This window comes from Paenibacillus sp. VCA1 (genome assembly GCF_031583795.1).
Lineage (GTDB): Bacteria > Bacillota > Bacilli > Paenibacillales > Paenibacillaceae > Paenibacillus_AQ > Paenibacillus_AQ albilobatus.
The window spans coordinates 37,885-59,581 of sequence record NZ_JAVLSX010000022.1 but is presented as its reverse complement, the minus strand read 5'-3'; the positions used below and the strand labels follow the sequence as shown (position 1 = coordinate 59,581).

General features: G+C 51.1%; 20 protein-coding genes and 1 other RNA gene. 2 read left to right on the top strand and 19 right to left on the bottom strand.

Features of this window, described 5'->3' with window-relative positions; translation table 11 throughout:
- Positions 1–382: 382 nt before the first annotated feature.
- The 14 genes from RJP21_RS29440 to rpoE form a co-directional block, all read right to left on the bottom strand.
- Positions 383–649: a pro-sigmaK processing inhibitor BofA family protein gene (locus RJP21_RS29440; RefSeq protein ID WP_160045516.1), complete on the bottom strand. Its 267-nt coding sequence runs from the start codon at positions 647–649 to the stop codon at positions 383–385.
- Positions 650–710: 61 nt separating this feature from the next.
- A complete protein-coding gene (locus RJP21_RS29435; protein WP_160045515.1) occupies positions 711–989 on the bottom strand; it encodes a DUF2508 family protein in 279 nt (92 codons plus the stop codon).
- A gap of 163 nt (positions 990–1,152) precedes the next feature.
- Complete coding sequence (recR, locus tag RJP21_RS29430) at positions 1,153–1,749, bottom strand: recombination mediator RecR (protein WP_160045514.1); 597 nt, start codon at positions 1,747–1,749, stop codon at positions 1,153–1,155.
- 28 nt (positions 1,750–1,777) lie between these two features.
- On the bottom strand, positions 1,778–2,089 hold the full coding sequence (locus RJP21_RS29425; protein ID WP_160045513.1) for a YbaB/EbfC family nucleoid-associated protein: 312 nt from the start codon (positions 2,087–2,089) through the stop codon (positions 1,778–1,780).
- 51 nt (positions 2,090–2,140) lie between these two features.
- Complete coding sequence (gene dnaX, locus RJP21_RS29420) at positions 2,141–3,886, bottom strand: DNA polymerase III subunit gamma/tau (RefSeq protein ID WP_310862360.1); 1,746 nt, start codon at positions 3,884–3,886, stop codon at positions 2,141–2,143.
- Between the two features lie 320 nt (positions 3,887–4,206).
- An RNA gene (gene ffs / locus RJP21_RS29415) (signal recognition particle sRNA large type) lies at positions 4,207–4,474 on the bottom strand.
- A gap of 205 nt (positions 4,475–4,679) precedes the next feature.
- Positions 4,680–4,877, bottom strand: coding sequence for a 50S ribosomal protein L31 (gene rpmE / locus RJP21_RS29410; protein WP_036714885.1), 198 nt, complete (start codon positions 4,875–4,877; stop codon positions 4,680–4,682).
- Between the two features lie 110 nt (positions 4,878–4,987).
- Complete coding sequence (locus tag RJP21_RS29405; protein ID WP_310862359.1) at positions 4,988–6,268, bottom strand: radical SAM protein; 1,281 nt, start codon at positions 6,266–6,268, stop codon at positions 4,988–4,990.
- Positions 6,269–6,297: 29 nt separating this feature from the next.
- Positions 6,298–7,635 (bottom strand): transcription termination factor Rho, encoded by a 1,338-nt coding sequence (gene rho, locus RJP21_RS29400; RefSeq protein ID WP_310862358.1) that lies wholly within the window; start codon positions 7,633–7,635, stop codon positions 6,298–6,300.
- Positions 7,636–7,814: 179 nt separating this feature from the next.
- Complete coding sequence (locus RJP21_RS29395; RefSeq protein WP_160045509.1) at positions 7,815–9,068, bottom strand: UDP-N-acetylglucosamine 1-carboxyvinyltransferase; 1,254 nt, start codon at positions 9,066–9,068, stop codon at positions 7,815–7,817.
- 210 nt (positions 9,069–9,278) lie between these two features.
- Complete coding sequence (fba, locus tag RJP21_RS29390; RefSeq protein WP_160045508.1) at positions 9,279–10,133, bottom strand: class II fructose-1,6-bisphosphate aldolase; 855 nt, start codon at positions 10,131–10,133, stop codon at positions 9,279–9,281.
- A 174-nt stretch (positions 10,134–10,307) separates the two neighbouring features.
- On the bottom strand, positions 10,308–10,691 hold the full coding sequence (locus tag RJP21_RS29385) for a response regulator (RefSeq protein ID WP_268895087.1): 384 nt from the start codon (positions 10,689–10,691) through the stop codon (positions 10,308–10,310).
- A 176-nt stretch (positions 10,692–10,867) separates the two neighbouring features.
- Positions 10,868–12,472 carry a CTP synthase gene (locus RJP21_RS29380; protein WP_310862357.1) on the bottom strand — a complete coding sequence of 535 codons (1,605 nt, stop codon included), beginning with the start codon at positions 12,470–12,472 and terminating at the stop codon, positions 10,868–10,870.
- 387 nt (positions 12,473–12,859) lie between these two features.
- Positions 12,860–13,420 carry a DNA-directed RNA polymerase subunit delta gene (gene rpoE / locus RJP21_RS29375; RefSeq protein WP_160045505.1) on the bottom strand — a complete coding sequence of 187 codons (561 nt, stop codon included), beginning with the start codon at positions 13,418–13,420 and terminating at the stop codon, positions 12,860–12,862.
- Between the two features lie 518 nt (positions 13,421–13,938).
- Between rpoE and RJP21_RS29370 the strand changes: the two genes are divergently transcribed.
- Entirely contained in the window at positions 13,939–15,099 is a 1,161-nt protein-coding gene (locus RJP21_RS29370) for a S8 family peptidase (protein ID WP_310862356.1), read from the top strand.
- Positions 15,100–15,253: 154 nt separating this feature from the next.
- Here RJP21_RS29370 and RJP21_RS29365 read toward each other — a convergent pair whose 3' ends face one another.
- The 5 genes from RJP21_RS29365 to RJP21_RS29345 form a co-directional block, all read right to left on the bottom strand.
- Entirely contained in the window at positions 15,254–16,360 is a 1,107-nt protein-coding gene (locus tag RJP21_RS29365; RefSeq protein ID WP_310862355.1) for a hypothetical protein, read from the bottom strand.
- A 61-nt stretch (positions 16,361–16,421) separates the two neighbouring features.
- Positions 16,422–17,822 carry a sensor histidine kinase gene (locus RJP21_RS29360; RefSeq protein WP_310862354.1) on the bottom strand — a complete coding sequence of 467 codons (1,401 nt, stop codon included), beginning with the start codon at positions 17,820–17,822 and terminating at the stop codon, positions 16,422–16,424.
- On the bottom strand, positions 17,819–18,484 hold the full coding sequence (locus RJP21_RS29355) for a response regulator transcription factor (RefSeq protein ID WP_310862353.1): 666 nt from the start codon (positions 18,482–18,484) through the stop codon (positions 17,819–17,821). The genes RJP21_RS29360 and RJP21_RS29355 overlap by 4 nt, the downstream gene beginning before the upstream one ends.
- Before the next feature lie 239 nt (positions 18,485–18,723).
- Entirely contained in the window at positions 18,724–20,403 is a 1,680-nt protein-coding gene (gene argS, locus RJP21_RS29350; RefSeq protein ID WP_310862352.1) for an arginine--tRNA ligase, read from the bottom strand.
- Positions 20,400–20,825, bottom strand: coding sequence for a YwiB family protein (locus RJP21_RS29345; RefSeq protein WP_310862351.1), 426 nt, complete (start codon positions 20,823–20,825; stop codon positions 20,400–20,402). The genes argS and RJP21_RS29345 overlap by 4 nt, the downstream gene beginning before the upstream one ends.
- A 300-nt stretch (positions 20,826–21,125) precedes the next feature.
- Here RJP21_RS29345 and RJP21_RS29340 point away from each other — a divergent pair, with 300 nt between their 5' ends.
- Positions 21,126–21,683, top strand: coding sequence for a GNAT family N-acetyltransferase (locus tag RJP21_RS29340; protein WP_310862350.1), 558 nt, complete (start codon positions 21,126–21,128; stop codon positions 21,681–21,683).
- Positions 21,684–21,697 lie beyond the last annotated feature (14 nt).

The window sequence follows — 21,697 nt, the reverse complement described above, 5'->3', positions numbered from 1 at the left end:
TATTAGGCACGCCGCCAGCGTTCGTCCTGAGCCAGGATCAAACTCTCCAAGAAAGTTTGTGACTCATTTTGAATCTGACGAGAAATAATTCTCATTTATGCTCCGCAAATCATTCAGTCAAAAGACTTGAACCAATTTGCTTCGCTGTCGACCTTGCAAGCAAGGTCTAATCTCACTCGTTGTTCAGTTTTCAAAGATCAAATTCTTTCGTTTTCGCCGCTGTTTTTTATCGCAGCAGCAACTCTTATAATATATCATGTCGCCCATCATTTCGTCAAGCACTTTTTTTAAAAACTTTTTTCTTTGCTTACCGATCCGGCAAGCTTGTACCTTTTTGAAAGGGGCGAGATTTAATTTACCACAGAATGCGGACGTCCGTCAACTACCCCATTAAAGTTATTTTTAAACCGAACAAAAGCGCCACTCCCGGAAGTCCTAAAACCATGACCGTCCCCACCGTAGTCGGATTCAGAGGAATATACACCTCCGGGATCAAACCCGAGAAATTCACCAGGTACAACCCTAACGCCGCAAGCACCAAATGCGTGCCGAACATCGTTAACCAACCGAAGCCGATTTTTTTCCTGAACACGATCAACAAAAGCAGCAGCAAGGATACCGTCATTATTCCCATGACGACCAGCTTCATTCTTTTCCCCTCCTTCGTATTAGCGGAACGTCGCTTCCAATATAAACAAATGGACGACCGCCTAAGCCTCTGCCCTTTGCTGGACCGGAAGCTGAATGCGATTCAGCCCCATTCGCTTGGCAGCCCTTAAATGCATCTGGTATTTAAGCTCCGCCGCTTCCAGCATGTAAATGGCATAATCGATTTGTTCCTCTCCCACTGCTTGCTCGAAAAAATGCCTTGCCTGCTCCCATTCCGCTTGAGCCCTCCGCACATCCATAAACACCGCCATTTCCTCATCCTGCTTCTGCTTTAGCTGCCATGCCGGCGCTTTCGGGTTATTGTTTCGAAACCATCCCATGAAGCAAGCCCCCTATCCGTAAAATTGAAATGGCAAAGCCGGCTTCGCCCGCTCTCCACTTTCATTCATACGACCCGGAGGACAAACTTAGAACCAAAAAAGGAAGCCCCAAATGGGACTCCCCTCATTCTTTCGTTCATTGTTCCACACAAAAAATCCATGATTACAATTGGCGCCGGCCCTCCAGCGCCTTCGACAACGTGACTTCATCGGCGTATTCCAAATCGCCGCCTACCGGCAGGCCATGGGCAATCCGCGTAACGATGAGGTCAAAAGGACGGACGAGGCGCGAAATGTACATCGCGGTCGCTTCGCCTTCAATATTCGGATTCGTCGCCAAAATAAGCTCCTTCACGCGTTCATCGCTGAGGCGCGTCAACAGCTCTTTCAGCCGGATATCATCCGGGCCCACCCCCTCCATCGGCGAAATGGCGCCTTGAAGAACGTGGTAATAGCCGTTAAACTCCTTCGTTCGCTCCATGGCTACCAGATCCTTCGGATCCTGCACCACGCATATGACGGACGGATCCCTGGTTTTATCCTGGCAGATGCGGCAGGGGTCGGTGTCCGTAATGTTGCAGCAAACAGAGCAATAGTGGAGATTGCGCTTCACACTGACAAGCGCCTTGGCAAAATCAATGACGTCGTCTTCTTTCATATTAAGCACGTGAAAAGCCAGGCGGGCCGCCGTTTTCGGCCCAATCCCCGGCAGTCGCGTAAATGCGTCGATCAGCTTGGCGATCGGTTCGGGATAATACAAATCGTTAGGCCTCTCCTTCTGCCTTCAATTAGAACAAGCCCGGAATTTTCATGCCGCCCGTGAACTTGCTCATGTCGGCGTTGGCGATGTCGTCGGCTTTAGTCAATGCGTCGTTAACGGCCGTAAGCACGAGGTCCTGCAACATTTCAACGTCGTCCGGATCGACCGCTTCCGGCTTGATCGTGATGGACAGCACTTTCTTATGTCCGTTCACTTCAACCGTAACCACGCCGCCGCCGGAACTGCCTTCGACTTTTTTGTCTGCGAGGGCTTCCTGGGCCTTCAGCATTTGCTCTTGCATTTTTTTAACCTGTTTCATCATTTGGTTCATATTATTCATAAGTATCGTCTCCTCTTTGTTCATGGAATATTGGCGCGCAACATGCGCGGGTTAATCTTTTATGATCACGAGATCTTCTCCAAACATTTGGAGCGCCTCATCAATCCATGGCTTTTCGTTCGGGTCCTTGCCCTCGTGCTCATGCTCCAGCTGCAGCTCCTCTTTCTGCTGGGTGCCTGCGCCCTCAATGGCCGCCGCCCAGTCCCTCTGCATCATCGTGACCAGGTGGTAATGCTTGCCGAGCTTGTCATGCAGCACGCCTTCGATGACCTGCTTGTTGGCGGGCTTTTCCGTCGTCTCGCGGTGGATGTTATTTTTAAAAGCTACCAACACCGCATCCTCCAACACCGATACCGGGTCCCCGTCCATAAACCAGGCGTGAACGGTTACCTTCTCATCCTTGACGCCCTGAAGGACCTGTCCCCATTGCCGCTGAACCTCTACGAATTCCGGGCTGTTCTTGCCGGCCAGGAACTGATCAAGGTTCGCCGGTATTTTGGCTGCGGAAGACATCCGCGGAGCCGGCTGGGACGATCGGGCAGGGGCTCCTGAGGAAGTGCCGGAAGAAGGTGCTGAACCGCTTGTAATGAGCTTCTCCAACTTCTTCTCTAACGCCGCCACTTGGCGCTTCAACTGGCTCACTTCGGCGGAGTCTGCAGGCGCCGCGGACGGCTGCTGGGCCTGCTGCTGTTCGTATCCGGCAGCAGTTCCTTGCGGAATGCCGCAAAGCTTCAACAGGGCTACCTCAAACAATGTCTGCGGCTGGGAAGAATACTTCATCTCGCTTTGATAGTGGTTCAAGGTTTCAATCATATGAAACAGTTGTTGCCTCGAAAAAGAAGCCGCAATTTCCTTATATTCCTCCGGATGAAGCACCCGGTCCGTCAACTGGGTGACGTTCGGAATCATTTGGATCATGAGCAGGTCGCGGAAGTAATACAGCAGGTTCTCCATGCACTTGTCGGCGCTTTTGCCCTCCTGCATGAAACCTTCCACGATCTGCAGCACATGGCCTGCATCACCCTTTTGAATCGCGCCGGCAAGTCTGCCGAACTGTTCGGAAGCGATGCCGCCGGTCATGCTCAGCACTTGTTCATAGGATACATGACCGCCCGTAAAGGATGCAATCTGATCCAAAATGCTGAGCGCATCCCGCATGCCCCCGTCGGATAAGCGGGCTATATACTGAAGGGCCTCGTTTTCGGCTTCCATTCCCTCTTCTTGGGCGATTTGCGCAAGCCGCTGCGTCTGCTCCTCCAGGGATACCCTACGGAAATCGAAACGCTGGCAGCGCGAAATGATGGTTGCCGGAAGCTTATGAGGCTCCGTCGTCGCCAATATAAACATGACGTGTGGAGGAGGTTCCTCCAATGTCTTTAACAGCGCGTTAAACGCTTCTGTCGTCAGCATATGCACTTCGTCAATAATATACACCTTTTGCCGAACTTCGGTTGGTGCATATTTTACTTTCTCGCGCAGGTCGCGGATTTCCTCTACGCCCCGGTTTGAGGCGGCGTCAATCTCCTGCACATCCATGACCGCCCCGGCCGTTATTCTACGGCAGGATTCGCATTCGTTGCACGGCTCCGGTGCCGGACCCCGTTCGCAGTTAACCGCCTTGGCGAGCACCTTCGCGGTCGTCGTCTTACCGGTTCCGCGCGGACCGCTGAACAGGTAAGCATGGGAAACCCGCTGCTCGCGAATGGCGTTTTGCAGCGTCTGAATAATATGCTGTTGTCCAACCATGTCCCCGAACGACTGCGGCCGCCAGGCACGGTAGAGCGCTATATGTTTCACTTGCTATACCCTCTTTCAACTTCCCTTGCGTTCATGTTCGTCGCTTCATCATTATACTATAATCCGGCTTTATACAAAACGTCCAGCCGACATTGTTGAATTCGCTTTTTTTGGCAACCGGCCCAAAAAGGGCATAAGAAGGCGCTTTTAATAAAGACGGTTATCGGCACGACGACACACAAATTCAAACCTCAGAGAAGGGAAATTTTTATTGAAAACGCAAGGGAACGATTCATAAACTTTAGGCTTTGTCCTGCATCCTAAAACAAAAAAGCATCCTTGCAAAAGCAAAGATGCTTACCGATTCACGATATGTAATACCGTGCACCTGTTATTGATAATTGTGATCCAAGCGGCACCCCTGCGTAACGCCTCGGGCTAGGCCACCCTCCGGCACAAGAGCGGGCTTGCTTATGGCTGCTTCCTTCCGGACCTGACCAGGTTCACAAGTGCTCATTGCGGAGGACCCAACCGTCAACGACGCACGCAGGGACCAAACCTCACATCAACAAAACCTCTAACAGGAATTCAACCTCGCTACAGCGGATTGCGAGTTACAGGGCACCGCTACCTCCCCGTCTAGCACGGCAAGGAATAGTATAGTTCATTTCAGGACAAAGTGCAACCCGCAGCAAAAGTTGGCTGCCGAACCATGCTTTAGAGCTCGGCCATTCCCAACCATTACCGCTCCTCACACAATGTAACTTACGTTAAAGAGGCCTGGACGCCACCGCCATGGAACAGAAAAAATCCCTTGCCCGCAAAAGCGGACAAGGGATTGGTTGTATGCGTATTAGATACCGTATTTCTTTTTAAATCTATCAACACGGCCGCCGGCATCCACGAATTTCTGTTTGCCTGTAAAGAACGGATGGCAGTTGGAGCAAATCTCCACGCGCAGATCCTCTTTAACGGAACCTGTTTCGAACGTATTGCCGCAAGCACATGTTACGGTTGTTACGTGGTATTTTGGTTGAACCTCTTGTTTCATGTCTTTCACCTCTTTTTGCCCTGGGTCTCATGCGTACACAGAGTTATAATGACACAATAATCATATTATAACAGGGACAAACACAATAATCAACGAAATGTTAGAATCTGTTAGTCCCGTGCCAAAACAGGCTTCTTCGGCCTTCTCATGCCCTCGGGCGGTACATGGGTATAGGAACCGATAACGACGTCCGGCAGCTCCGCCTGGAAAATTTCGATCATCTGCTTCATGCCTAGAATTTCCCCTTTGGCAGGCGGAATCAGTTCCAGGTAGCTTTCCGGATCGATGTTCAGATTGCGCATTTGAATCAGCTTAAGTCCTGTACGGCGGATGAATTCGATCATCGCTTCGATTTCTTCTTCACGGTCGGTCACGCCGGGGAAAATAAGGTAGTTGATCGAGGTGTATACCCCTTGTTCGGTCGCATATTTCAGCGATTTCTCGACATTCGCGAGCGTATATTTGCGCGGTTTGTAATACGCGTTATAATGATCGTCCAGCGCGCTGATCGTGCTCACCCGCATCAGGTCGAGCCCGGCATCGACGATGCCGCGGATAAAATCCGTCAATCCCGCGTTCGTATTGATGTTAATGTATCCCATATCGGTGATGGAGCGAACTTCCCGGATCGCCTCGATAATGATTTTGGCTTGCGTCGACGGCTCGCCTTCGCAGCCTTGCCCGAAGCTGATAATGGACTCCGGCGTTTTGAGATGCTCGAGCATGATCTGAACGAGCTCCTCCACCGTCGGCTTAAAGTTCATGCGCGTCTGCGGCGCCACAAAACCGCTATCGTCCGGCTGCTCGGAAATGCAACCAAAACAGCCCGCATTGCACGAATAAGATACCGGAACGGCGCCCTCCCAACGGTTAAGGAACGTATTGGAGGCCGTCAGGCATTCGTAACCAAGCGCGCAATTGGACAAATGCTCATACAGCCGGTTGTCCGGATATTTCTGTCTGAGGTTCTTGACGCCCAATTTAAGTTCATCAAGGTCGCAATTGAGCGGATTCCATTTTTCCGGATCGTCGGAAAGTCGGGCGGTCGTGTAAAAACGGCCATCCTTCCACACGACGGCGGAATAGCCGAACAGCGGCAGCTTGTATTCTTTATCCGTCTTCACGTAGCCGGGCAGACACAGTCGGGTATAGCCTTGAGGAAGAAGCGCCCCAACGGCTTGCGACTCGCCGGGCAGCGGCATCATTTCCCCGGTTTCCGGGTCCATCCCGATCGCCCGCGTATTCGGCAGACCCACCAGCGTGGCCCCCTCCGGCAGCGGAATCAGCTCATCCTCCAAAATTTCCACGATCATGTCGCCGCTGCGGGCAAGCCCGTAAAGCGAAGGATGGTCGTATACATTGCCTTTCTCATCTGCATATACCAGGTACATGGTGTTCTCCTCTTTGTTTGTAAAAGTATTTATGTCAGCGGAACCGAAGCGGCTGCCGGCCTTGAGGTTCTCCGGTTCCCGCTGCCGCCGTGGCCGCTGCCGGAGCTTTTGCCGTTTCCTACGCCGCTGACGTCAAAAGACGCCAAAAATTCCGCATTCGTTTTGCAGTCCCGCAGCTTTTTCAAGAAACCTTCCACAAAATCGGCCGATTCATTCATATTTTTGCGGATCGCCCAGATCGTGTCCAGTTCTTCCTTCGTCAACAGCACTTCTTCACGACGCGTGCCCGAACGGCGAATATCGATCGCAGGGAAAATGCGGCGCTCCGCCAATTTGCGGTCCAAATGCAGCTCCATGTTCCCCGTTCCTTTAAATTCCTCGTAGATGATGTCGTCCATACGCGAACCGGTGTCGATCAGCGCCGTCGCCAAAATAGTCAGGCTGCCGCCTTCCTCGACATTCCGGGCCGAGCCGAAAAAGCGCTTGGGACGATGGAATGCCGCCGGATCGATACCGCCGCTCAGCGTGCGTCCCGATGGCGGAATGACCAGGTTGTAGGCGCGCGCCAAACGGGTGATGCTGTCCATCAAAATAACGACATCCTTCTTATGCTCCACCAGCCGAAGGGCACGCTCAAGCACAAGCTCCGCCACTTTGATGTGATTCTCCGGCAGTTCGTCAAACGTGGAAGCAACCACTTCTCCTTTAACGGAACGCTGCATGTCCGTCACTTCTTCGGGACGTTCATCGATGAGCAGTACAAACAGTTCGATTTCGGGATTGTTGGTAGAGATGCTGTTGGCAATTTCCTTTAAGAGGAGCGTTTTACCTGCTTTCGGAGGTGCGACGATCAACCCGCGCTGTCCCAAACCGACGGGAGCGAGCAAGTCCATAATCCGTGTAGACAAATGGTTAGGGGATGTTTCAAGCACGAGTTTTTTTTGCGGATAAAGAGGTGTAAGCGCAGGGAAGTGAAGGCGTTCCGCGGCCGTTTCCGGATTCTCTCCATTGACTGCATTAACCTGCAGCAAACCGAAGTATCGTTCGTTTTCTTTAGGCGCACGGCATTTCCCTGAAACCAGGTCTCCCGTTCTGAGATCAAATTTGCGGATTTGCGAGGCCGAAATGTAAATATCCTCGGTGCTCGGCAAATAGTTGATCGGTCTGAGGAAGCCGTACCCTTCCGGGAGGATTTCCAAAACCCCCTCCATGAACATGAGTCCGCTATGCTCTGCCTGTGCCCTCAAAATGGCAAAAATCAGCTCTTTTTTCTTCAGCTGGCCGTAATACGGGATCTGATACTTTTTGGCAAGCTTATACAGATCGGTCAGCTTCATTTCTTCCAAATCGGCAATTTGCAAATCCATGTAATAACCACCTATTCAATTTTATAAGTCCTGTGGGTCCGAATGCTGTTTCTAGCAGTCTATGAAAATCCTTATTAGGATAGCATTACCCAAATGGGAAGGAGATATGCAGTTTTGCTTCAAAAATCGTTTTCCTTAATGATTCGTGAAGATCCGCGTAATCCCCTTCCGCAAAATGATTATTCCTTTTCGCGCCATACGTCGGCGCCCAGCAGCCGAAGATTCGTTACCAAATGATCGTAGCCACGGTCGATGAATTCAACCCCGGTGACTTCCGTAACGCCTTCTTCGACCGTCAGGCCGGCGATGACCAGCGCGGCTCCGGCCCGAAGGTCCGTCGCCTTTACTTTGGCCGCGTTCAGGCGGCTTCGCTCGATGATCGCCGAGCGGCCCTCCACCCGGATTTTCGCGCCCATGCGAACGAGCTCCGGCACATGCTTGAACCGGTTGCTGTAGACAAAATCGCTCAGCACGCTAACGCCTTCGGCCTGCGTCAGCAAGCTGGTCATCGGGGATTGTAAATCCGTAGCAAATCCTGGATAAATCAGTGCTTTCACATCCACATGCCCATAGTTCGGCCGGCCGATGACGCGGATGCTTTCATCCAGTTCCTCGATTTGTACGCCCATCTCGATCAGCTTGGCCGTCAGCGCTTCAAGATGCTTGGGAATAATATTGTCGATAAGTACATCCCCGCGGGTGGCTGCTGCGGCAATCATGTACGTGCCTGCTTGAATCCGGTCCGGGATAATGGAATGGCGGCAGCCGCGAAGCTCGGAAACGCCCTCGATGCGAATGGTTTCCGTTCCCGCTCCTTTGATGACGGCGCCCATGGAATTAAGAAGCGTTGCTACATCTATAATCTCAGGCTCTTTGGCCGCATTTTCGATAATTGTGGAGCCTTTGGCTTTGGCAGCCGCCAGCATAATGTTAATCGTCGCACCCACGCTGGATACGTCCAAATAAATTTTGGCGCCCTTCAGCTCTTTGGCATGAAGGTGTATCGCGCCATGTTCATTGGTCACGGTTGCGCCCAATGCTTCAAATCCTTTGATGTGCTGATCGATCGGGCGAGGTTCGAAGTTGCAGCCCCCGGGAAGACCGATGACCGCTTCTTTGAAACGGCCAAGCATAGCTCCCATCATGTAATAAGAAGCTCTTAATTTTTTGACGGGGCCGTTTGGCATTGGAATCGATTTGATATCGGAAGGGTCGATCTTCATCTGGCTTTCCTTCCACGACACTTTCGCACCCAGCTCCTCCAATATCTCGGCATACACAGCCACGTCGCTAAGAAGCGGCAAATTGTCGAGCACGACCTCGGACTCGGCCAAAATCGCGGCAGGAATCAGGGCAATGGCGCTGTTTTTGGCCCCGCTGATCGACACGGCGCCATGAAGTGGGCGTCCACCACTTATCATCAATTTTTCCATACGTTTCAGGTTCCCCCCACTTACTTCGCAGCAGCAAAATCGTTGGTGTTAATTTTGGCGGATGAAATGGAAAAACACCGGCTAAGCGGTGTGCTCTCCATTCCAACCTATTCAATTGGACAACCCCTGCGCAGGGGCTGCCCATGTTCTTATCAAACAACACGTAAGCTCTCTTGTGCGGCAAAGCACAGAAACAACGAAACGCCGGTTTTACGCTTTGTTGTTGGAGCCGAATTCGCGGATCTTGCCGATGACGGTTGCTTTGATCGCATCGCGTCCAGGCACGATGTATTTACGAGGATCATAAACGTCCGGTTTTGCGGCAAGCACTTCACGGACAGCTTTTGTAAATTCAATTTGGTTTTCGGTGTTGACGTTAATCTTGGATGTGCCCAAAGAGATGGCTTTTTGGATGTCATGCGTCGGAATGCCTGTGCCGCCATGAAGGACGAGCGGGATTTGCGTCGCGTTTTTGATTTCTTCCATTTCCTTGAATCCAAGGTTCGGTTCGCCATGGTAAGGTCCGTGGACGGAACCAAGCGCAGGAGCAAGCGTATCGATGCCTGTTTCTTTGACGATGCGGACGCATTCTTCCAGCTTGGCATACATAATGCCGCCGACAACATCGTCTTCTTGTCCGCCGACCGTACCTACTTCAGCTTCGACGGAAACGCCTTTGGCATGCGCATATTCAACCACTTTTTTCGTCGTTTCGATGTTGTGGTCGATCGGGCTGTGGGAATCGTCGATCATGACGGACGTAAATCCGGCATCGATCGCTTCCTTACATTTTTCAAAGCTGGAGCCATGGTCCAGGTGAATCGCTACAGGTACCGTAATTTTCAGGTCATGGATAAGGCCTTCGACCATCTTCACTACCGTATAGAAACCGCTCATGTGACGGGCAGCGCCTTCCGATACGCCGAGAATCACGGGAGATTTCTCCTCTTCAGCAGCGAGAAGGATCGCCTGAGTCCATTCGAGGTTGTTGATGTTGAATTGACCTACCGCGTATTTCCCTTCCAGCGCCTTGTTTAACATGTCTGTCATCGATACCAATGGCATGGTTTCAATCCTCCTAAAGTCATCGTTTTGTCTATGGTTTAAAGCCGACTTCTCTTATTCGGGATTATTATACCACATCATGTTACAAATGCTAAACAAGCATTTGAAAATAACCCGTACCCCTTGATAGACGAAGGCAAAAAAAGAATTCTGCCTAAGCAGAATCCTCTCCCGTTACCCGGATTGAACAGGATTGTGTTTCAGCTGCATGTTTACCGCAACCCGCATTTCATCGATGTCAAACGGCTTGGTAAAATGCATCAAAGCTCCCAGCTCGGTCGCTTCCTTGATCATGTCGAGCTCGCCGTAGGCGGTCATCATGATCACTTTGATGGCGGGGTTCATTTCCTTGATATGCTTCAAAATTTCCAGTCCGTCCATCCCCGGGATTTTCATGTCGAGCAACACCAGATCGGGCGCATCGTTTTCTACGATCTCCAGCGCGATCTTGCCGTTCGCCGCCTGATACGTCGTATAACCTTCGCTGTTGAACACTTCCATTAATAAAATGCGTATTCCGTTCTGGTCATCGACAATCAACACTTTCTTCTTGTCCACTTTTGGCAAACCTCCCAACATCAGCCTGACCCTGCCTATCTACAATTCCCATCCATTTCCTAAATTAGCACGCCATATATCCAGTTTATGTTATTCGCCCTCTGGTTACGAATTCCTGCCTCTGCGCAAAAATGAAAAAAGGACCTGTAAAAAGGTCCGTTTTTTCAAATGGCGGATTATATCGTTTTATGCGCAATCGATGCTTTGACGAATTCGCGGAACAACGGCTGCGGACGGTTCGGGCGGGAAGTGAATTCCGGATGGAATTGCACGGCCAAAAACCACGGATGGTCCGGAAGTTCCACGATTTCGACCAAGCGGCCGTCCGGGGAGGTGCCGGAAATGCGCAGGCCTGCTTTTTCGATCGCTTCGCGGTATTGGTTGTTGAATTCGTAACGGTGACGGTGTCTTTCGTACACGAGCTCGTCATTGTAGCATTTCATCGCCAGGGAACCCTCGGCGAGCTTGCACGGATACAGGCCAAGGCGCATCGTGCCGCCCAGATCCTCGATATCCTTTTGCTCCGGCAAAAGGTCGATGACCGGATACGGCGTAGCCGGGTTGATTTCCGAGCTGTTGGCGTCATCCATGCCCAGAACGGAGCGCGCATATTCGATAACCGATACCTGCATGCCGAGGCAGATGCCGAAGAACGGAATTTGCTTCTCGCGCGCATAACGGATGGCGGAAACTTTCCCTTCGATGCCGCGGTCTCCGAATCCGCCCGGAACGAGAATGCCGCCTATTCCGCCCAATAGTTCTTCCACGTTCTGGTCGGTGACTTCTTCCGCGTTGACCCAACGGATTTTGACGTCGGAGTTTGCTTCAAAACCGGCATGGGAGAGCGATTCGACCACGCTCAAATAAGCGTCGTGAAGAGCGACGTATTTGCCGACGATTGCGATTTCCACCGTTTTTTCCAGCTTGTTGATCCGGTCGACGAGGCTTTCCCATTCGGTCATGTCCGGTTTCGGCGTCGTCAGCTTCAAGTAGTTGACCACGATTTCGTCCAAACCTTCGTCGCGCAAATTCAGCGGAACTTCGTACAACGTGGACGCATCGCGGCACTCCACGACCGCGCTTTCGTCGATATCGCAGAAGAGGGCGATTTTTGCCTTCATGTCGGCCGACAATTCATGCTCGGTGCGGCAAACGATGACGTTCGGCTGGATCCCGATGCTGCGAAGCTCCTTCACGCTGTGCTGGGTCGGCTTCGTTTTCACTTCGCCGGCAGCTTTAATGTAAGGAATCAGCGTCACATGGATGTACATGACGTTTTCGCGTCCGATTTCGCTTTTGATTTGACGGATGGCTTCCAGGAACGGCAAGCTTTCAATGTCGCCTACCGTACCGCCGATTTCCGTAATAACGACGTCCGATCCCGCTTCGCGGCCGGCGCGGAATACGCGTTCTTTGATTTCATTCGTAATATGAGGAATAACCTGCACGGTACCGCCCAAATATTCGCCGCGGCGTTCCTTGCTGATAACGGAAGAATATACTTTGCCTGTCGTGACGTTGCTGTTCTTGGACAGGTTGATGTCGATAAAACGCTCATAGTGCCCCAAATCGAGGTCCGTCTCGGCTCCGTCGTCGGTGACGAAAACTTCACCGTGCTGGTACGGACTCATGGTTCCCGGATCCACGTTCAAATAAGGATCGAATTTCTGGATCGTAACCTTTAATCCTCTGTTTTTCAGCAGTCTGCCCAGAGAAGCCGCAGTAATCCCTTTACCCAGGGATGACACAACCCCGCCCGTCACAAAAATGTACTTTGTCACTATAAAAACCCTCCTATTAAAGTTCCAGTAAATTCAGGCGACATATGATGTTTAGCGTAACCCTTTTTCATGATTTCCACCCGAAAAACGGCCGCGCCGGGAATATTGCCTTTACCGTCCGCTTGAACAACAATGCGCCATTTGAAATCAAATGGCACAGTGAGGTAATCCGGCATCTATATAGAGTGAACTTTTAACGAGCGAGTCCATTCTATGGAAGCAAAACAGCTTAAAACGCAACCCGTTTTGCCTCTTAAAAACAAAAAAAGTGACACCCGTAGGACGGGGCACTTTTTATTATTTTACGCATATTTGAATCTCAATCATAAGCCCATGCAATAGTTTACTCGTTGCCTTGTCCCCTGTCAAGAGAGAATGGCAAACGGATTAATATTTATCGTCGTCTTCTGACTCGTCGCCCAGATCCTCATCCTCTTCTTCGAGGTCTTCGTCTTCATCTTCCAGCTCTTCGTCTTCGATGATGCCTTCGTCCTCAAGGTCGTCGTCGGAATCGTCGTCGGAGTAAATATCGTCATGATCTTCGTCAATGCGGTCGAAATCTTCGTCGCTGTCGTCCGGACTGAAGCTGTCGTCCTCATCGACGAATTCGTCGTCCTCATCCTCGTCGTCGTCATCGTTAATGATGCGCGGACGTTTCGAGCTCGAGATCGGATCCTCCGAACGGTCGATCGGATACCAGCGTTTCAGCCCCCAAAGGTTGGTGCCAACGCATGCAAATCGGCCGTCGATGTTAATTTCTGTATATAGCTGCGCAACGGTTTCTTTGATTTCTTCTTCCGTCAAGCCGCGAAGCTTGGCAACCTCTTTCATCAGGTCGAGGTAATAAAATGGCGTATTCGCTGCCTTCAAAACGGCAAAGGCCAAATCCACCAATGGCATTTCCCTGATTTTTTCAGGGTCCAGCTTTAATTGGAGTGAGTTACTCACTAACGGACACTTCCTCTCACGCAATGTTCAACTTATACGGAAATCTTGAAGTTGTTCAGCCCGTATAACATCCTGCTTTATAACAACATATCCATTATCAAAACTAAGTAAAACCTATTTATAAACAAATTGCAAGTTTTTATCCGGGAATTTCGGGGCTTTGCGTGAATGGAAAAAGGCAGGGTCACCCCTGCCCTTTGACTGTATCCGCCCGGACATGGCTTTCCCTGCCGGGAATTTTGAAAGAGCCCTGAAGTCTCTTCCATTTATTTTATGTCCAGAGGTTTGTTTTGCCATTGAGGGCGGGGCCTATTTACGCAAAAAACGTTTACACTCGCTCCTTTCCCAAAAGATCGCTCCGCACCGACTTGGGCCTCCCCTTCCACCGACAAGCTTCGGACCAATTTCGCAAAAAATTATCGATTCTTATGAGCAAACAAGGGCAAGTTCCCACTCGAAGCGGCGCCCTCCCACATACAATGCAAAAGCAGGGTTCATTATGAGGGGGACTGCCCAATATGGACTACACCGGATTGATACAGATGCTGCTTGAAGACATGGAGAGTCCCGCACCGTCCGGAGCGAAACGGATCATTACCTTCGCCGATCCCCGGCATTATGATGCATTTGAACTAACATTGCAGGAGTTAAAAGCCCTTCATCCCGATTGGCCAGACCTGCCGACATCCCGTGCGCTTAAAGCGGTTCTGACACCCCTGTCCGGCAGCGCAAAACATCTGGATCCTTATAAAAACGACATTCTGATCGAAGAGGACAGCCTGGTCCAAGTCCATACGCTGGCGAACAAAACCAGCCAAGGCCCGGGCATTCCTTATGGCGTCAAGCAAATCCAGGCCCCCAAAGCCTGGTCCACCTCCACCGGATACCGGATCAAAATCGGCGTCATCGACACCGGCGCGGATTATTATCATCCGGACCTGCGAGGGTCGCTCGCCAAAGGCATCAATCTGCTGAACAGACATATGCTGCCATTCGATGACAACGGGCATGGAACCCATATCGCCGGCACCATCGCGGCCGCCAACAGCACGGAAGGCATGATCGGCGTCGCGCCGAGGGCAACCATTTATCCGGTCAAAGCCTTTGACCATAACGGTTCGGCTTACGTGTCCGACATCATCCAGGGCATCGACTGGTGCATACGAAACCGAATGCACATTATCAACATGAGCTTCGGCATGAAAACACGCAGCAAGGCATTGCTCGAAATCGTCAACAAAGCCTACGTATCCGGCATATCGATCATCGCTTCTTCCGGCAATGACTCGAAGCGGCGCAACATCGACTATCCGGCCAAATATCCGCAAACCATCTCCGTTGGGGCAACCGACCGCCACCGGCGGATCGCCAGCTTCAGCAACAGGGGCGAGTTCATTGACATTTATGCTCCTGGAGACAAAATCATCTCCTCCTGGACTCAAGGGAAATACCATGAGATGAGCGGCACGTCCATGGCTACATCCCATGTAAGCGGGGCGATTGCGCTTTTGCTTGCCCAAAACCCGGATTTAATGCCAGACGAGATCAAAGCGCTGCTGCAGCAAACGGCCACCCCTATCAAAAGCCGTAAAGGACAACGCCGCCCCGTCGAAGGCCTGGAGGTCAATGCGCTGAAGCTGCTGAAGGAAGGCATGAAGAAAAAAAAGTCCAAATCATAATACGAAATGCCACACCGTTCGTTTTGGCTGAAAGCCAAAAGAGGCTCTATCGATGCAAGTGAGGCATGGATGTCTTACATCCTAAAAAAGAAGGCTGTCTTCCCGTCCCGTAAACCGGGCTGAGGACAGCCTTCCTTGCTTCATGCCGTTCAGTTTATTTGCCGCTTGCCGCCGGTTCGTAAATCAGGCATCGCAACGTTTTTTCCGGATAACGCAATTCCACGGTATAGGAGCTTCCGCCTTTCATTTCGATGGATACGGCTACAACGCCGCGCTGATCATATGCTTGATCTTGTATAATTGTTGATTTTTGAATGGGGCGCGTGTCTCCCTGTTTTTTGACGACAATGGCTTTGGCCGCTTCAATCCAGCTTGGATCTTGTCTGATCTGCTTATTCATGACGGATGTAATCGGCGTTCTTTTATAAGCCGAATTAAAAATCGTGGTATCGATCACTGTCCCGCTCAATGCATCAATCATGACATCATACATCATAAAAGCACTTCCGTTTGCTTCCAGTGTGCGGACTTTATAAGGCTGAAAATGGACGAGCCACTCTCCCTTTTGCTCCGGTCCAAATTTATTAAATGCGGCACTCGCTTCCATTTTGGATATATCGGCATCAAACAGCTTGCTTACGCTTTCGCGGGCCTTCGCCATTGCCTCTTCTTTTCCTATATCTTTCGCATCCAGTTGCTGCTTTTGGAGCCGCTTGGACTGAGCAAAGACGACTCGGTAGGACCAATCAACAAATTGCAGCAGTTCCTCATCTGTCAGCTCACGGTCAGGGTAAATCCAAATGTCTTTGCTCATGTCGAAGTAGAAGCTCGAAGCGCCTGGTTTCAGAGGCAGCTTGTTTTGGGGGCGGATACCGTCATAGACATATCGATCTTCCAACGCTTTTCTCCGATTGACCTCTTGATCGCTCATTTTCCGACTCTCCGTTACCTCTTTGCTGTTGTCGATGTAATTGTATATTTGCTGCATCTCTTCAGCCGTCATCGTTCGTTCCAGCTCATCGTTCACAGTCGAGACAGGGGCTTTCCCTTCTACATTTAACACCGGAACCTTGCTGCTTGCCAGCGTAATTGCAACCGGCTTCTCTTGCGCTGCCGACGCTGCAAACGACTGTAGAGAAACAGGTTTGGTTTGCGTTAACGTTGCAATATTCGGGACCGCATACGCGTTGAATGCAAGCAAACCGCCGGAAACGACGCAAAAGGCTAGCGCCGTCAAAATATTTTTTGTTTTGTTTTTCATCTGCATAATAACCTCCATTTATGGGCCAGGCCCGGCCAATCCATACTTTAAACCAAGGATGTTATCGAGTAAGGCCTTCGTTGTTATGGAGTTGTAAAAAGATGCGGATACAGGTCCCCTCATTTTCCCGGGATTCGAGGGATAATGGCGCCTCATGCGCCTCGGCTATTTGTTTGCAGATGGATAATCCCAAACCGGCCCCGCCATGTTCCCTCGTGCGGGCCTTGTCTGCCCGGTAAAACGGCTCAAATGCCCGCTGAGCCTGGCTTTCGCTCATTCCCTTGCCAAAATCCCGAACTTCCAGCACCGCCGCTGAACCTTGTTTATAAGCCGACAAACGGATTTCGGAACCTTTCGCCGAAGCATGAATGGCATTGTCGATACAATTGACCAGAAACGACGAAAGCAGGTCCGGGTCTCCCCATATGCTCTCTATGCCGTTATTCAGAACAAGCTTTACGCCAGCTTGCTCTAGATTTTCTTGTTCCATCTGCCGGACAGATTGAAACAGCTCATCCACCGATAATCGGATACGTTCTACCGACTGAAGGCGCAAAACGGACAAGTCCAACAGCTTGAAGGCTAAATTTTTCAAACGGAGCGTCTCGCTCCAGATGTGACCGCTCGCCGTGATCCGTTCCTCCTCGCTGATATGGGCTGAATTCAAATACTGCGCAAAACCTTGCATGCTTGTCAAAGGGGTGCGCAATTCATGGGCCAGATTATCAACGATACGCTGTTTTTCCTCCGCCATCGCAGAAAGCTCGGTGACGTGCCTTCCGACGGCTTCCGCCATCTGGTTGAAATTTTGCGCAAGTTCCCCGAACTCGTCGTTCTTTTTTAATGCTACGCGCTCGTTGTAATTCCCGCCGGCGATCGTTTGGGTCGTCCTGGACAGCTGCCGTAAAGGTTTGGTTAATTGGCGGATCAGAATATATAACAAGAAGGCGAGAATCGGACCGGCAATGGCATTAACGTAAACAAAATAACGGTTCAATTCCTTTTGACTGGTATACAGTTCTTCAATATTCCGTTTATACACCAGCTTCAACTCTTGATACGGAGCGGGCAGTTCGCCCGAGGTTACAATTTCATGAACATGTTGTTCTTCCGTATTCGCTTGACCTAAGCCTTGCCGCTTCCCGGCCGATAAAGCCCCATCATACACAAGCTGTTCCCGATCCCACAATTGCAGGGAAATGTTTTGCTTCAGATAATACTCTGCATAAGAGCGCGCTACATCGAACAATACATCGCCACTTATGGTCATGCCCCGCGATTTGATCGAGTTTAAGTTCTCATAGATGTTGTTGGCGATTAATGCCTGCTCATTTGAAGATCTCTGCATCTCCCTTTCCATATTAAGCCGCCAGCTTTTATGCATAATCATAATGACGCTGACATCGAGGGCCACAATAAACAAAATCAGCACGACCAACAATGTTTTCTGCCAAAATCTCATGGCTCACCCGGCACTTCCAGACGGTATCCAAGCTTGAAGACGGTTTTTATCCGCTCTTCCCATCCCAACTTTTTGCGCAGCTGCCGGATATGGACATCGACCGTGCGGGTTTCCCCTTCATAATCATACCCCCAGGCCAGCTCCAGCAGCTTTTCCCTCGATAACGCAATATTTCGGTTTTGGATCAAAACGTCGAGCAGTTCGAATTCCCTTGCCGTCAACTCCACGGCACAACCAAGCTTATATACCTGCCGCTCCAACGTACGAATCTCGACATCGTCGATAATCAAAGCGGATTGCTCCTTGGTACTCCGGCGCAGCACCACATTGATCCGGGCCAGCATCTCCAAAATTTCAAAAGGTTTAATAATATAATCATCCGCGCCCAGTTCAAAACCGGTAATACGGTCAGCTAAAGAGTCTTTGGCCGTTATGAATATAACCGGAATATTCAGGCTTCGAATTCGCCTCATCAGTTCGAAGCCGTCCAACTCCGGCAACATCACATCCAATAAAATGAGATCAATTTTCTCCCGCTCTAAAATAGGCGGCACTTCCATTCCGCTGAAAGCCTTAAAAAACTGATGCCCAACCAGCCTCAAATTCATCGTTATCAGGTCATTGATCGGTTTTTCATCTTCCACTACCAATATAGTCGCCACGTTTAAATCCTCCCTTCCCCTGTATCATTCAAAACGCATTCAAACGAGCGTATTTGGTCGTATTCTACAATAAATGGAATTTTCCTCTATAATTCAACAAGCGGCCCCCATTGTCCGCCAAACAAAAAGCCCCTGTCCGCAGGCACTGGATTTCACAAAGAATTCCGGCGGCCGGGACAGGGGCTTTTGTATATTTATAGCTTCCTTACCGGAAGTTCAGTCGATCCGCTTCGAAGTGCTTACATTTGTTCCGGCGCGCTAACGCCGACCAGTCTCAGCACGTTGGCAATCACCGTGCGGACGGCTCCAAGCAGGGCAAACCGCGCTTGCGTTTGGGCGGCGTCTTCGGTAATGACGCGCTGCGCTCTGTAATAGCTGTGGAACAGGGACGCAAGATCATACACATAGCGGATCATGCGATGCGGAGCGTAATTGGCCGCAGCGACGGCAATCTCCTCGGGGAGCTCGCCGATCTTGCGGAGCAGGTCATATTCATGCTCGGCATTCAGCAGGCTGAGATCCACCTCGGCAAGCGGCAGCAGCATAATCCCCTGCTCCTCCGCCTGGCGGTAGATGCTGCAGATCCGGGCATGCGCATACTGCACGTAGAATACCGGATTTTCGTTGGAAGTCGAAATCGCCAAATCCATGTCAAAATCCAGATGCGAGTCCATGCTGCGCATCGTAAAGAAATAGCGGATCGCGTCGACGCCGACTTCGTCCATCAGATCCTCCATCGTCACCGCTTTGCCGGTACGTTTGGACATTTTTACCTTTTCCCCGTTCTGGAACAGGCTGACCATTTGGGCGATCAATACCGTCAGCTTCTCCGGATCGTAACCGATCGCTTCCATGGCCGCTTTCATCCGCGGAATGTACCCGTGGTGGTCGGCGCCCCAGATGTTGATCAGGCGGTCGTACCCGCGCTCGAATTTATTGCGGTGATAGGCGATGTCTGGCGTCAAATACGTATAAGTGCCGTCGTTTTTCACCAGCACGCGGTCTTTGTCGTCGCCGTAATCCGTCGTGCGGAGCCAAGTCGCCCCGTCCTGTTCGTATACTTGTCCTTTCGCTTTCAGTTCGTTCAAGGACTCCTCGACCAAACCTCTTTGATACAGCGACGTTTCGCTGAACCATTCGTCGAAATGGACTCTGAACCGGTTCAGGTCGCGTTTGATTTTATCCAGTTCCTTTTCGAGCCCGTAGGTCCGGAAATACGCTGCACGTTCTCCGGGTTCCATGGACAGCAAGGAATCGCCTTTTTCGGCGACCAGCTCCTTGGCAAAACCTTTGATGTCTTCGCCATGGTATCCGTCCTCCGGCATTTCGGCGTTTTGACCGAGTTCCTGCAGATAACGGGCTTCGATCGATTTGGACAAATTTTCGACCTGGTTGCCCGCATCATTGATGTAATATTCGCGCGTCACTTCGTAACCGGCAAAATCAAGCACGTTGCACAGCGCATCCCCTACGGCCGCGCCCCGCGCATGGCCCAAATGCAGGCTGCCCGTCGGGTTGGCGCTGACGAACTCCACCTGGATTTTTTGTCCTTGTCCGGCGTCGATGCGGCCGTAGTTTTCGCCTTGCTCGTACACCTGACGGATGACCGGGTACAGATAGCTTTTGTTCAGCGTGAAGTTGATGAATCCGGGTCCGGCGATATCCGCTTTTTCAATAGAAGCTTTATCCATGTCGAAATGCTCCAAAATCGCTTCGGCGATCTGGCGCGGGTTCTTTTTCGCGATCCGTGTCAGCTGCATGGCGGCATTCGTAGCCAAGTCTCCGTGCGACTTGTCCTTCGGCACTTCAAGCGCAAACAAAGGCAGCTCCTCGCGGCTGGCGATGCCTGCAGCCACCACCGCGTCGGCAAGCGCCTCGGCCACCAGCTGGTTGATCTGTTCTAATGGGTTGGTTGTCATTGCGTATCCTCCTGTATATGCAAACTAATGTCGAAATGTCCTGTACATTCCTCATGCACGTACAAATCGTACGTCCAGGAAACCGTTCCGGACAATCCGCGGGTCCATGTCATTTTAAGCGAGCTTGTCCGGGTCGAAAGATTAAACGAGGTATACGGGGACCGGTAATATCCCGGCAGCATGGCGCCTTCCTGAAACGTTTGCTCCGATTCCACCGCGCCGTGCCGGATCATTTTCAAGCTGTCCCGGGTGATTTTCAGGAGCGTCCGCGTTTTTTGTCCGTTCAGGTCCGCCTCCGGCTCCTCATATTTGAGATAAAGCGCCCCGCCGCGTTCAAATACTTCGGCCGCCATCTCTTGCAGCACGACGTCCTCGCCCTGCTTGCTTTGCAGACGGATGCGCGCTTTTTTGGCTTCTTGCATTTCGTTACGGCTCCATTCTGTTTCTTCCTATTGTAATACTATATCCAGTTCAAGGGTTCAATTCAACAGGAAGAAGCCGCTGCGCCCGAATCCGTCCGCTGTGCGCGCCTTCCCATTCAGCTATTATACATCTTTCGCGCTTGCCATTCTTTCCATTCTTTCAGGTTTCGGCAAACCCCCGACACAGATGAAAGATGATTCATAAAAGGATTCGGCTTTGGCGATAGCGAAATAGAACTTGTTTATGCATGATATCTACGGTTTTGGCAAACAAAACCTCGGCCATAAGGAGGATTTTTTTTGGCGGTATATCAAGACGGCAACTTGCGGATTCGGCCTGTTGCAGAAAAGGATCTGCCCCGTCTATGGGAGCTATCCGTAAAAGAAGAGGCGCCGGAGTGGAAAAAGTGGGACGCCCCCTATTACGAGCATAAGGCCGTCCCCTTTGAAAAATATGCGGCCAATAAGGAAAACCTGGTAGACCAGGATAATTTTTGGGCTATCGAGGCGGACGGGGAACTGATCGGAACGGTCAGCTACTATTGGGAGCACAAACCTTCCTACTGGCTGGAAATGGGCATCGTCATTTATCACCCATCCTACTGGAGCGGAGGTTACGGGACCCGTGCCCTTACGCTGTGGATCGACAGGCTGTTCGAAACGCTCCCCTTGGTCCGCGTGGGGTTTACTACCTGGTCGGGCAACCGCCGGATGATCCGGGTCGGCGAAAAGCTGGGTTTTACGATGGAAGCGAGGCTGCGGAAATGCAGGCTGTATAACGGGGTCTTTTACGATTCGATCCGGATGGGGATGCTCCGCGAGGAATGGGAAGAAGTAAAAAGCAAACGAAAAGGATAGGCCGCTTGCGGTCT

Coding starts and splice junctions, on each gene's coding strand:
- RJP21_RS29440 (WP_160045516.1), bottom strand. CDS start 649: ATGAAGCTGGTCGTCATGGGAATAATGACGGTATCCTTGCTGCTGCTT.
- RJP21_RS29405 (WP_310862359.1), bottom strand. CDS start 6,268: ATGTACCTGGTATATGCAGATGAGAAAGGCAATGTATACGACCATCCT.
- fba (WP_160045508.1), bottom strand. CDS start 10,133: ATGCCATTGGTATCGATGACAGACATGTTAAACAAGGCGCTGGAAGGG.
- RJP21_RS29395 (WP_160045509.1), bottom strand. CDS start 9,068: ATGGAAAAATTGATGATAAGTGGTGGACGCCCACTTCATGGCGCCGTG.
- RJP21_RS29345 (WP_310862351.1), bottom strand. CDS start 20,825: ATGCAAGAAGCCAAAAAAGCGCGCATCCGTCTGCAAAGCAAGCAGGGC.
- RJP21_RS29425 (WP_160045513.1), bottom strand. CDS start 2,089: ATGAATAATATGAACCAAATGATGAAACAGGTTAAAAAAATGCAAGAG.
- RJP21_RS29360 (WP_310862354.1), bottom strand. CDS start 17,822: ATGAGATTTTGGCAGAAAACATTGTTGGTCGTGCTGATTTTGTTTATT.
- rho (WP_310862358.1), bottom strand. CDS start 7,635: ATGGATTTGCAAATTGCCGATTTGGAAGAAATGAAGCTGACCGATCTG.
- argS (WP_310862352.1), bottom strand. CDS start 20,403: ATGACAACCAACCCATTAGAACAGATCAACCAGCTGGTGGCCGAGGCG.
- RJP21_RS29365 (WP_310862355.1), bottom strand. CDS start 16,360: ATGAAAAACAAAACAAAAAATATTTTGACGGCGCTAGCCTTTTGCGTC.
- rpmE (WP_036714885.1), bottom strand. CDS start 4,877: ATGAAACAAGAGGTTCAACCAAAATACCACGTAACAACCGTAACATGT.
- RJP21_RS29370 (WP_310862356.1), top strand. CDS start 13,939: ATGGACTACACCGGATTGATACAGATGCTGCTTGAAGACATGGAGAGT.
- RJP21_RS29435 (WP_160045515.1), bottom strand. CDS start 989: ATGGGATGGTTTCGAAACAATAACCCGAAAGCGCCGGCATGGCAGCTA.